Source organism: uncultured Caulobacter sp. (assembly GCF_937900395.1).
Classification (GTDB): Bacteria; Pseudomonadota; Alphaproteobacteria; order Caulobacterales; family Caulobacteraceae; genus Caulobacter.
Genome location: NZ_CALCDX010000161.1, coordinates 18,453 through 30,335 on the forward strand (window position 1 = coordinate 18,453; position 11,883 = coordinate 30,335).

An 11,883-nucleotide genomic window follows, 5' to 3' on the forward strand; every position below is an offset into this window, starting at 1 on the left:
GCGGGCGGCCTAAAGATTTCGCCAGAGGCCGGAAACCATCTCCCTCATTTCCAGTGTCGCCATGGGGCGTTTCAGGTGGAATTGAGTCGGCGCGCAACCCGACGTTATCGTTCGAGTTCGTGCGGGTGTTGTTCAGGTTCAGGGTCCACAGCCCAGCGTTCGAGCTGTTGTTCCAGTTGCCGCCAGATATCGGGCAAAGCATGTCAAGATGATTCCCGTTTATGCGTTACGCCTACTTGTTCACTTACGGTCGGGGTCCCTTTCCTTGACCCTCTCTGCGCTGATCCAGCCGCCAATCAGGCAGCCCACCTCGTCGACCATCTTCGCGATGGCGTGGTAACGCCGATCGGCGATGGTCGCCGGTGAGGCTCCGATCTGGGTCCCGTCCTTGAATTCGAAGTATCCGAGTTCATGGGCCAGGCGGACGAACATACGGAGCTGTTCGTGGCGGACGTCCAGATTGGAAAGGCTGGTCTTCTTGTGGTGACGTTTCTGCGCCTCCACGACGAGCCCGTACACGTCATAGGCCGCTGTGCGGATCTGAAGTGACAGGCCGTATCTCTCGTGCCGGGGAAAGTGGTTGAGGTACTTGTTGAGCTGTTTGATCAGCCGCAGAAGCCGATTATCCAGCACGGACTCACTGTTGACGCCCACGCTCAGCCCTCGTTGCCACTCGGGCGGACAGGGTACGAGGCGGCGCGCAACCCGACGCTAGCGACCGAGTCCGTGCGGGCGCTGCTCAGGAACAGGGTCCACAGCCCAGCGTTCGAGCTGCTGCTCCAGCTGCCGCCAGAGAACGGGCAAAGCTCATTGCGGATGTACTGATAGAAGTAGTCTTGACCGAACAGGTTCGTGCCGGCGCTGCTGATCCCGCCAGCCTTCGGCACGCCGAGGCCGCGACGCCGCCAGTCATCGCCGTCGGCCGCTGGGTCAAGGGCCTGGCTGGCGGTGTTGCCAAAGCGCAGGCCGGCGGCGTTGTTCGGATAGTCAGTGCGCAGGTTCAGCGCGATCGGCTGCATCATCGCGGCCACGCCCGTCGCGCCGAAATGGTCGGTGGCCAGCGTATTGCCGCCGGTGAAATCCTTCATCCGCGTCGAGTCCTTGGCGACGTGGAACTGGCCCGTCGTCAAGCTGCCGCCCGTGGTGAAGGCCCCGAAGGCCGTGCCGTTCACCCCGTCCAGGGTCACCGTGTTGGCGTCCACGACCGTGACCGTGAAGATCCGGTCGTTAAGCTGGGTCATGCCGCCGACGCCGGCCACCAGGGCGACCGCGCCCGTCGTCAGGCCGTGGGCCGCGATCGTCAGGGCCACCGGGTTGGCCTGGGTCGCACCGGTGATCGTCTTCGACGTCGCCACGCACGTCAGGCCCGGCGTGATCTCCCACATGTTGCCGTTCAGGTCGACGACACCGCAGTTCTGGCCGTTGTGGGCGGTCTTGGCGAAATTGCTGGCCGAGCCGGTCAGGGCGCTGTTGGCCCCGCCCGTGGTGTAGCCGTCGCTGGTGAAGGTGACGGTGTTGTCGTTCTGGTCATTCAGGGCGTTGTTGTTATTGCCCTTGGGGAAGTTGATCACGCCAGCCGCGTCGTACCAGGCGCAGGCCGCCGCCGAAGTGGCCGCCTGGCCGTGGGCCAGGCTCAGCAGCGCCAGGGCGGCGAAGATGAACCGCGAGGCCGGGAAGAACTGCGCGCCCCGCGTCTTGGCCGCCGCGAACGCCCCGCCATAGGTGTTCGACGGCGCGCCGGTCAGGGCGTTGAACGGATTGTGCGCCGCGTTGCTGGAGAGCGGTGCGCCCAGCTTGATCGACGAGGCTTTGCCGCTGTTGTTGCTGCACTGGTACTTATCGACCATGAAGCCGGGGCAGATCTCGCCGCCGTCGATGAAGGCGCGGTGCAGGTTGTAGCCGGCCGCGATGGCGGCGGCCTGGTTGGGGAACGCCGACAGCGGCTTGATGTCGACCGAGTTGACGCCATAGGCGCCATAGGTCGGGTTGTCCACGTGGCCATAGCGCTCATAGAACGCCGGGACCCACACCATGATCGACCCGTCGCTGTACTTGTAGTTGCCGTACTCGTCCGAGCCGATCGCGAAGGTCCCGGCCAGCGGGCTGAAGCCGGCGGTCAGGGTCGGGCAGACGCCGACGCCGAAGCCGATCCGGCCCGGAACGCCGATATGGTTGACCTGGACGTCCAGCATCGACAGGCGGGTCAGGGTGTCATTGTCCAGCCAGTTGCGGTCGATCTTCCCCAGGCCGTCGGCCAGCGGGATCTTGCCGGCCGCGCTGACCAGGCTGGCCGTGCCGCCCGTCACCACGGCGGCGGCCGAGGCGGCCGATGCGGCGGCGTCGTTGGCGCTGTTCTGCGCCGATGTGACGATCGTGCCGGCGCTGTTGACGACGCCTTGGGCCAGGGCCGCTTTCGCATTGGCGTTGTCGGCGGCGGTGTTGGCGGCGGCGGTCGCCGTCACCGCCAAGGCGGTCTTGGCGATGCTGTCGGTCGTGGCCGCGACCGCGAGGCCGGCCTTCTCATTGGCCAGCGCCGCCGCGGCGTTCGCCGCGCCCGTGGCTGTGGCGGCGAGAGCGGTCTGCGCCACGGCGGCGGCCGTCGCGGCAATCGCGTCCGCCGTGGCCGCGCCCGCGAAGTCGGCCGCGTCGTCGGGATCGGTGACGAACCCGCCCGCGCCCAGCCAGGCCCCGGTGGTCGGCTTGGGGCCGCCTTCGCCCGCCCAATCGATCACCTTGACCAGGCGGCGCGGAGGATCGGTCTCGTCGTCGGTGGCCATGACCGGCGTCCAGCCGTTCCAGCCCGCCGCGCCGCGCGTGCCGCGCACGACACGGGCCTGCAGTGGCGAACGAACGACCGTGTACGAGGGGCCGGTCGACGGCAGCGGCAGGCTGGTGAACGCGCCGCCGACCGAAAGGCCGGTCTGCACGCGCAGCGTTCCGACGAAGACCACTTCGGTGACGCCGTCCGGGCGGGTCCAAGACTGTTCGAAGTCATAGACGCCCTCTTCCCAGGTCTGGAGCTGCGGCGCGCGAACACGCGGCCCGACCAGGTTCGGAGCGGTGACCGACAGCGTTTCGTCTTCGGTCGACAGCAGGATCGGCTCGACCGGCGGCGCCAGCGGGTCGACCTTGCGCCGCTTGAGGGTCAGATAGTGGTCATAGGTGGTGACGTCTTCCGGCGTGCTCTCGTCGCCGATGGTGAAGGCGATATCGAGAAACCAGTCGCCATCGGTGAAGACGGTGTCCAGGCTGTCGCGAAGGGTCGCGGTGCTCATGTCGGCAAGGCTCCAGGCAGGGCGAGGCGCGCCGACGGGTCACGTCGGCGTCGGGAAGCGAACCGGATTCGCCGCGCTATTCGGCGGGCGGGATCAGGTCGGGGTTGGCCGGCGGATCGTCGGCCGGATCGGGCGTTTCCGTTTCGCCCAGCCGGCGGCGCATGGCGGCGATGATCCCGGTCGCCCGCGCGGTCTGGCCAAGGGCGTGGAAGCCGTGCTCCTCGGCCAGCCGCGCGAGCTGGGCGCACAGGGTCAGGCCGTCGGTCGGCAGTTGGTCGGCGGCGGCGTAGAGCGCTTCACAGCCATTGACGACGCGATCGACACCCGACGGCGAATAGGCCGCCAAGGCGTCGAAGGTGACGGCCGGAAGCTCAGCGCCATGGTCACGGATGAAGGCCGCGATCGCGGGTGCAGCGGAGGCGAAGCCCCCGTCGAGAAACAGCATTGAACTCTCCTGAGTGTCCGGAGTGACGGGCGCAGGCCGCGTCAGGCGTACCAGTCTTCGAAGCCGGGATAAGCGAGGTCGAAAGCCTCGACGGTCGCGGGCAACCGGCCATCGCCGAGCATCGCGAGGTCGCCCAGGGGCGACCCGTGCAAGCGGCGCGCGACGCCGCCTTCGTTGACCGCCGCCAGGGCGTTGACTTCCGCCCCCTCGCCGCGAACGAGACGCTTCATGTCGCCGGGGCCATAGATGACGATGGATTTCATCGTTGCAGCTCCAGAACCATGACGCTCGTATTGTTCGCGTGAACCGCGCCGCTCCCCGGTGACGCCTGATAGGACACCGTGTAGGTGCAGCTCCCGGCGCCCGGCGTATGCGTGGCGAGGAAGCTTCGGCTATCCTGCCCCCACCCGGCGGGGATCTTCATCGAAGCGCCCTTCAGCGGCACGCCGTTGCAATAGAGGATCGCGCTCGCGCCGGCCTCCGGATCCCAACTATCGACGCCCGCCTCGGCGACGACGTGGACGATGTGCGCGCCGCCGTTCGAGGTGTACGACATGCTGAAATGCTGTGCTGGCGTCGTGCCGAAGTTCATGCGCCCCGACGCCTCGCCATAGGCTACGCGGCTGACAGCGTTCGGCGCGATGAGGGTCGTCGTGACCGTGTTCTGGGTCGCGAGCGTGCCCTGACCAGAGAAGCCGGCGGCGATGTTGTAGATCGTCCGGTCGGCCCCGTTGATCCATACAGAGCCGTTATAAGCCCACATCGCGATTGCGACGCCGGAGCCGTTCAACTGCACCCAGATGTCGTTCACGCCCGGCGAAGACGGAGCCGTCGTCTGGCGGTAGACGATCACCCGGTTTGCATAGTCTTCCGGACGGCCGACGCCCGTCACTTGGGTCGCCCAGACGACCCAATTCTGCGTCGCGAGCGAGCCCTGGCCGGAGATCCCGGCGGCGATATTGAACCCGGTCTGGTCGGCGATCTGGAGCCAGCCAGAGCCGGACCAGCGGAACACCCTCCGGCTCGGGTCGTCAGTGTCGACCCAGAGATCCCCTACCGTCGACGCCGTCGGCGCGCTGGTCTGATAGTAGACCTTGATCTTGCTGTCGGCCGTCGACTGCGCCGCGGTCGCGAATTGGATCGCCTGGACGGCCGCGTTGTTCGAGGCGTCGACCCAGCCTGTTCCGTCCCATTGGAACGGCGCGTTGCCGGCGTCGGTCTTGAACCAGACGTCGCCCCGCTCCGGCGAGGCCGGGGCCGTGGTCTGATAGTAGACGGTCAACAGGCCGTCTTCTGTACCCATGGTATCGAAGGCGAACGAGCCCGCGACGACGTCGTCCAGATCGGTCCAGTCCGACCACACCCCCATGACGGAGCGATAGGCGATCTGGACGTTGTAAGTCGTCGCCGAGGTCAGGCCGGAGGCCAGCTCGATCCGGCGTTCGACGTCATAGTCCAGCGGGTACGGGACCGGCCCGACCCACTTGGGCGTTCCGGCCGGCCTATACTGGACCAGCAAGTCAGCCACATTCGGGTTCGACGAGGACCCAACGATCGTGACGGCCGGAACCGACACGCCGTTGTCCGTTAGCGTGGCGCCGGTCGCGACCCATTCCTCGATCGTCGGCGCGGGCGGAACCCGGCTCGCGGCCTCCAAGCTGGGCGTCGGCGGCGGTGTCGTCGTTTGGCCCAGGCAATAAGGATGCTTTGCGCCCGTCTCAGAGCGGCATTGAAGCGTCACGACGCCGGACGCCGGATCGAAGGTCCGTCGCAGGACGATGACATCCTGATCGACCAGGCCCAGTTCCGGAACGTTCGCCGTCAGGCAGTCCCCCGCCCGGTAGCCCAGGAACGCCGGGCCGAGCGTGAAGACCAAGGGCTCCAGTTCGCGGCTGTTTTCTATGTCGTAGCGGGCGAGCTGCGCCGCCTGGATGACGTCCTGGACCAGGGTGTAGTCGACTTCCCGCGTGCGCTGGGCCCCGTCGAAAGCCACATGCTCGGCGACCTCGATCGGCGCGGCCGAGACGACCTCCCAGTTGTGCGCCTCGCTGCGATAGCGGGCGATGATCCGATTGATCCGGTCCCGCCGCCCCTTGGTCCCCGCCGCCGAGGCCTCGCCGACGATGTCCGACGACTTGATCAAGCCGATGGACACGCGCGGCGCGTTGACCACGCAACCGATCTGGGCCCCCATCGGGACACAGTAGCCGCCGCCGGCCTGGGCCATGGCCTGCATCACGGACCACTTGTCGTCCGTCGAATAGACCGTGCCCCCGACCTTCCAGCCGTTGGCGTCGGCGACATTCGCCGCCTCGACGAATTGATTGACCAGGATGGCCGACAGCGGCGCGCCGAACCCAAGGACGCGCTTGCCGTTCTGGACCCGACCGATCGCCCAGGTCAGGGCGTGCAGCCAGGGGTTCTCCGAATAGACGTAAGTGCTCTCGACACCCGCGCGGCACGCGCCCGACCCGCCCGGATAGGTGCTGTCTAGTCGGGGGTCGTAGACCTTGACGCCCGTCAGCACCCATAGCGGTTGGATATCGCCGGAGAACTTCTTGGTGTCGTACTCGCAAGCCGTCAGGGCGACGGCATAGCCGGTCATCTTGTGCGACAGCGTCCATTCGGGCGGGTTGCCCCCATGGTTCGCTGGCGTGTCCTTCGAGCCCGTGGCGGTGAAGCGCAAGGCGGTGTCGCCAGGCGCGCCGAGGCGCCGGACCTGCCACATGCGGTTCAGATAGGTCCCGCTCGCGCCCTCGCCGCTATCGGCCGTGAAGCTGACAAGCTCGTTGTTGGCGTAGAAGCCTTCAACGCCCGCGATCGGGCCGCCGCCCGACAGGATCGAATAGAACAGCCGATATTTGTTGTTCTCCGGCGCGGTCGTCCCGTAGACGATCCGCCCGCCGACGGCCGTCCGACCGACGGCGTAGGGGATGCCCGCTTGCGGATCATAGGTCTGCTGAACAGGGTTTCCGCCCGTCTGGACGTCTGGGCGCTTGGTCGTCAGCGCGCCAAGCGCGGCAAGACCCGCGCCGACCTGGCCCAGGGTAGCCACGGAAACGCCGAAGATCGTCCCGGCCGCGATCGAAGAGCTGGCCGCCGCCGCGCCCAACAGCCCTGCCCCAGCGGCGGCCCCGACGCCCGTCGCGATCAGCGCCGCCCCCGCGATGACCGCGCCGACCTTGGCGATCGACTTACCCACGGGCGGCGCTCCAGACGATCGCCTCGTCGGTCGTCGGCTGAATGATGCAGGCTTGATCGCTCGAAGCGTGCCAGCCCAGCGCCCGGCCGTTGCCGACCGCGACCCACAGAGCGATCAGGCCGTCGACACCGGGAACGCCGATGATGTCCGCCGCCTGGGCGAAGGCCAGTGTCACGCGGGGCAGACCCATGCCGTCAAGCGCGGCCTCGATCGACCCATGGCCGCGGGCCTTCAGCAGCTTCAGCCCGGCCCGCAGCGTGCGATACTCGCCCGCCTTGGGCAGATCCACCTTGTGACCCATCTTGCGAAGCGTAAGCCCCGCCATGCGGATGCAGTCGTTGGTCCCGTATTTCAGGCTCGCGCCATTGAAGCGCGCGACAGCGGCGCGGGCGGCGGCCTGGCGGCGGATCGGCAACGGCAAGGAGCTTGGATTCATCGCACATAGCCCGCCTGACGAAGCAAGGCCGTGGCGCGATCCGTCGCGCTCGTACCGCCCGTCACATTGATGACTGGCCGCCCGCCTTCCGCGCCCCACGGGAGGCTCGTCGGGTCGACCGTTACGAACTCGAAGCCCTGTTCACCGGGCCAGATCGACTTGTGGAAGCCGTCGTTCAAGCGCGCGCCCTCGTCCTGTTCGAAACAGCGCTCCAGGACCGACACAACCTCGACCGCCACCAATCGTTGACCGCGCGAGACGTTCAGCGTGCAGGTGTCCAGCTCGCCGGAGAACAGGACCAACGGGTCGGGGACGACCTGGCCGGTCGACCGGTTCAAGGCCCCGACCATCAAGGTCACTGGCGAGCCTTGGAACGAAGGCGAAGAAAGGCTGACCGCCGCCGTGTCGTCGGGCGGATAGAAGGTCAAGTTCAGGTGCGGCGCCTGCGCCGGATCGCCGTCGCTGAAGGACTCGCCCAGCGAAGCCGTTCCGAACGTCGGGTCGCGACCAAGGTACAGTTCGCCGCCGATCAGCAGTTCTCCGGCCCCGTCCAGGAGGCGGATCGTATAGGCCGGAAGCTGGACCTTCAGGCAACCGAACAGGGTGACGTTGGCCGCCGCGAGCGCGGTGGCCATGTCTGGCGTCAAGGTCATGACGGCTATTCCCGCTCGACCAGGGTGAAGCTGAGACCGACCGAAGTCGCCAGTTCGATCGACCAGCCCAGATCGCCGCCCTGGACCATCCCTTCGATCATGGGCGCGGCCAGCTCGATCACGGCGTTGTCGGCCGGACGAATGCGAAGCATGGGCTCAATCGACAGAGTGACGGCCCCGCCCGCGCTCGCGGTGGCGTCGCTGGCGATCTGGTGGATGTACCGACGGCCGTTATGGATGATCGAGAAGAACCACCCTTCCTTGACGCCCTTGGCGGCCGGCAAGCCGTCGATCGCCAGGGATGTTCCGGACTGTCCCGCGCCGTTCACGCGGGGCGCGCCCTCGGCTCCCACCACGCCGGGTTGAGGCCACGGGAAGAGCGCCGAGCTGCGCTTGGCCTGGACCAGTCGCGCGACCCAGATCCGCGCCTCATCGACGTCCAGGACCGGCATGGTGACCTCAAGCCCCCAGCGCGAGCCCAGGCGGTCTAGCCTCTGGACAGCTCCGCCCAAGGCCGGCGTGAGGTCGCCGCCGAAGTCGATCAGGTACGGTCGCGCCGCGTCGGGCGCGATGTCCGTCGGAAGTGCAATGCTCACGCCTACCTCGCGATCCGATAGCGGCTGTCGACCCTCGCCTGGGCGACCGCTTTCGCCGCCCCGGCCTCGGAACCCGCCCTGGCGGCCTGGACGGCTCCAGGCGCGGCGACCTGTTCGACGCGCGTGTCGAACAGAGGGCTCGCTTCGGTGACGACCTTCACGACGCGATCGTGGACGACCACGCGGGACGCCGCGGGCCGATTGAGGCCAGCCGCTGCCGTCAGGGCCCGGTTGTTCATGACCTCGATCCCGCCGCCCGGCTTGGCCCGGACGGCCTCGACGCCACCGTCGTTGACGATGCCCCATTGGCCGGCGGGTATGGTTCCGCCATCCGCGAAGAACCCCGCGAAGAACGACCCGACCTTGCCCAGGTCGCCGCCGCCCGACGTCAGCTTCTTGGCCAGGCCAGACGCCAGATTATGGATCGTCTCGGCGGCGAGCTGGCGCGCGAAATAGCGGGCGACGCCGGGGCCGCCCTCTTCGAAGGCCGCCCACAAGCCGCCTTCGATCGTATCGGCCCAGAAGGCTTGCGTCTCGGCCCGCGAGCGGTCCAGCGCTTCCCGAATGTCGGCCATTCGGTCTTCGCTACTGACGAAGCCGTCAGGGTTGCCATCCGGCTTGGTGATGGCGTTGGCGATGCCGCCGAGGTTGTTGACCAGGTCGAAGATCGTGTCTTCGTCGACGGCGATCGTCTTGGTCTTTAGGTCAATGACCCCCTTCTTCTTGCCGCCCGAACCCGACCCAGCCAGGGCCCGCTTCAGATCCTCCGGAAGGTCGAACGAAAGATCGGTTTCGGCTTGCTTGGCCGCGGCATCCTTCCGAGCGTTCATTTCGCCGGCCAGGATACCGAGCGCCCGACGGGCGGGCGTCGTATCGGCCCCGAAGTCGCCATACATCGTCTGGGCGTACTCGCCCTTGCGCGACTGGTCGCGTCGCAACAGCGCTTGAAGCTTCGCGATATCATCGCCGCTCATATCGCGGACCATAGACGGATTGGCGATGATCTGGTTGACCAGCTTGACCCGGTTCGCGCCAGCTACGGCGTCGAAGGCTCCCTTGATGCCGATGGCGCCATAGGCCACGCCGCCCAGGACGAGCGACCCGCTCAGCGCGGCTCCGCCGAGGCCAAGGCGCGCCGCCGTTCCCGCCGCCGCGCCTTGCGTCGCGCCCTGCGCCGCGCTCGCCGCCGCTTGTGCGCCCGCCGCCGCCGCGACAGCGCCGCGGGCCGCGTTCGCGAACTTGATGACCTTGGCCAGGCCCTCGATAAGCGCGGCGATCGGCCCCCCGGCCGCGACGAGCCCAAGGAAGGCCAGCCCAGCGATTTTCACGCCGTCCGGCATCTTGTTGAATTCGGTCAAGAGCGCCGTAGCTGCTTTAGCAGCGTCCGTAGCAACGGGCAGAAACGACTTACCAAGCTCAGCCGCCGCGTTACGGAATGCGCCCTGCGCCGCCTTGGTCGCATTAGCGAGGCCGTCCTTGGTCCGAATCGCGTCCCCTTCAGTTTGAGCCGTGCCGCGCATGATGATGTTCAACCGCGCGATGGCCTTGGCCGCCTCTGGAGCTTGCTCGGCGTTGCCCTTGAAGCCCAGCTTCAGCAGTTCGGCCTTAACGGCCGTCTCGTTCAGGGCGACGCCGAACTTCTTCAGCGGCTCGGCCTCGCCGGAGATCCCAGAGATGATGGCCTGATAGGCCTCGGCGTCCTCGACGTTGAACAGGGACCCGATATCGACAGAGCGCTTTTGAATGGCCTCCGTCAGGCCAAGCGCCTTGTCGGCGTTGATCCCGATGCCGGTCAGGATCAGTTGGGTCTTGGCCATGTTGGCCTGGGTCTCGTCCAGGGCCCGACCGACCGTCTTGCTGTAGCTGACGGCGAACTTCTGGGCTTGCGGCGTCAACTTGCCGAACGCGACCTCGAAGGCGTTGGCCGTCTCGCTCGCGTCGCTGGCCGCCTTGGTCGCGTATCCGACGATCGCGCCGAACGCCAAGCCGGCTGTTAGCGAGGCCTTACCGAAGCCGCGCCCCATATCCGCCGCGAGCTGGTCATACTCGCGCTGGGCCTTGCGGGTCGTATCCTTGACGTTGCCAAGAACCCGCTCGTTCGCCTTTTCCAGGCGCCGGAGGTCCGCGCCGACCTGATAGACGAGCTGTTCGAGATCGGTCCTGCCGGCCATCAGCGATGCCTTTCAAGTCTGGCGCGATGTTCTTCTGGAGATGGCGGCCTGGCCTTGGGCTCGGCCCCGTGCGCGCGATTGTGGCCGTCCAGGCAAGCCTCGAATTGCCAGAGGCTCATGGCGTCGACGTCGGCGGGGCCCAGACCCATCGCCGCGCCGTTGCCATAGATCATTGCGAAGCGGAGCTTGCCTTTCGGGAGCGGGGCTTTCTCCGGGAGCCCGCCCCCTTGGCCTCCCCCGATGCTTCGTCCGTGACGTCGCCAAGGCCGGCCCGGACGATGGCGAACGCAAGCGCCAGGTGCGCCTTGAAGTCGACGACCTCGTCGACCCGGCGCTGGACGAGCGCCCGCGCCTCGAGTTCGCTTCTCCCGCCGCCGATCAGGCCTTGGACGATGACCTCGCGCATGTCGTCCACGCGCCAGTCGCCGATCATTCCCACGGCGGCGGCCTGGGCCAGGGTGAACCCCTTTTCCATGGCCATGGCCACCGTCACCAATCGCCGATAGATCTCGCCCGGTCCCGCGTCGCAGCGCTCTTGAATCCTCCGCCACTCGCCCAGGCGAAGGCGGAAGACCGTTTCCTCGTCGCCCCACTGAAGGACGACGGACCCGTCGCGGCTCATGGGTTAGGACGCGACGAAGGTATAGTCGGTGTCGGCGATGGCCAGGGCGATCGAGAACGTCTGGTCCTCGCCCCGCGTGCCGCCCATGGTGATGCTCTCGATCACCCATTTGCCGGTGATCGTGTAGCCATGCAGCGCCGTGCCGGCGTCGTTGATGACCTTGCCGTTGAAGGCCGCGCCCGCGAGCTGGAGCTGGATCAGCTTCAGCGCCGAGGCGGCCGACGCGGTCCCGGCGCCCGTGAAGCGGATATCCGTCGCCTTGACGCGCCGCTTGGACTTGGCGGGCTTCGACGGATCGGTGCAGTTGGCGCGCTGGCTCACGGCGATGTCGCTGGTGATTTCCAGCGAACGATCGGTGTTGATCGTGCATTCTTCGGTGAAGGCTTCGGTCGGCGAGCCGCCGTCGCCGAACTTGAAGACGAGCTTTTCGCCCGAGACGCCCTCGACATAGGTGTCCGGCATGGTGTCCTCCTGGGATTGGCC

11 protein-coding genes are annotated in these 11,883 nt (G+C 67.3%); all 11 read right to left on the bottom strand.

The window, feature by feature from the left end; genetic code table 11:
* Positions 1-240: 240 nt before the first annotated feature.
* Complete coding sequence (locus Q0379_RS14080; protein WP_299009908.1) at positions 241-654, bottom strand: four helix bundle protein; 414 nt, start codon at positions 652-654, stop codon at positions 241-243.
* Between the two features lie 2 nt (positions 655-656).
* Positions 657-3,275 carry a hypothetical protein gene (locus Q0379_RS14085; protein ID WP_299009911.1) on the bottom strand — a complete coding sequence of 873 codons (2,619 nt, stop codon included), beginning with the start codon at positions 3,273-3,275 and terminating at the stop codon, positions 657-659.
* A gap of 76 nt (positions 3,276-3,351) precedes the next feature.
* The gene (locus Q0379_RS14090) at positions 3,352-3,720 is read right to left on the bottom strand and encodes a hypothetical protein (RefSeq protein WP_299009914.1); all 369 of its coding nucleotides are present in this window, start codon (positions 3,718-3,720) and stop codon (positions 3,352-3,354) included.
* A gap of 41 nt (positions 3,721-3,761) precedes the next feature.
* Positions 3,762-3,983: a hypothetical protein gene (locus Q0379_RS14095; RefSeq protein WP_299009916.1), complete on the bottom strand. Its 222-nt coding sequence runs from the start codon at positions 3,981-3,983 to the stop codon at positions 3,762-3,764.
* Positions 3,980-6,922, bottom strand: a complete 2,943-nt coding sequence (locus Q0379_RS14100) for a hypothetical protein (RefSeq protein ID WP_299009918.1) — start codon at positions 6,920-6,922, stop codon at positions 3,980-3,982. Before Q0379_RS14100 ends, Q0379_RS14095 begins: the two co-directional genes overlap by 4 nt.
* Positions 6,915-7,343: a hypothetical protein gene (locus Q0379_RS14105; RefSeq protein WP_299009920.1), complete on the bottom strand. Its 429-nt coding sequence runs from the start codon at positions 7,341-7,343 to the stop codon at positions 6,915-6,917. Before Q0379_RS14105 ends, Q0379_RS14100 begins: the two co-directional genes overlap by 8 nt.
* 11 nt (positions 7,344-7,354) lie before the next feature.
* Complete coding sequence (locus tag Q0379_RS14110; RefSeq protein WP_299009922.1) at positions 7,355-8,011, bottom strand: hypothetical protein; 657 nt, start codon at positions 8,009-8,011, stop codon at positions 7,355-7,357.
* Between the two features lie 5 nt (positions 8,012-8,016).
* On the bottom strand, positions 8,017-8,607 hold the full coding sequence (locus Q0379_RS14115) for a hypothetical protein (RefSeq protein WP_299009924.1): 591 nt from the start codon (positions 8,605-8,607) through the stop codon (positions 8,017-8,019).
* Positions 8,608-8,609: 2 nt separating this feature from the next.
* The gene (locus tag Q0379_RS14120; RefSeq protein ID WP_299009926.1) at positions 8,610-10,778 is read right to left on the bottom strand and encodes a hypothetical protein; all 2,169 of its coding nucleotides are present in this window, start codon (positions 10,776-10,778) and stop codon (positions 8,610-8,612) included.
* Positions 10,779-10,947: 169 nt separating this feature from the next.
* Positions 10,948-11,400, bottom strand: coding sequence for a gene transfer agent family protein (locus Q0379_RS14125; protein WP_299009928.1), 453 nt, complete (start codon positions 11,398-11,400; stop codon positions 10,948-10,950).
* Positions 11,401-11,403: 3 nt separating this feature from the next.
* Positions 11,404-11,862 (bottom strand): hypothetical protein, encoded by a 459-nt coding sequence (locus tag Q0379_RS14130; RefSeq protein WP_299009931.1) that lies wholly within the window; start codon positions 11,860-11,862, stop codon positions 11,404-11,406.
* Positions 11,863-11,883 lie beyond the last annotated feature (21 nt).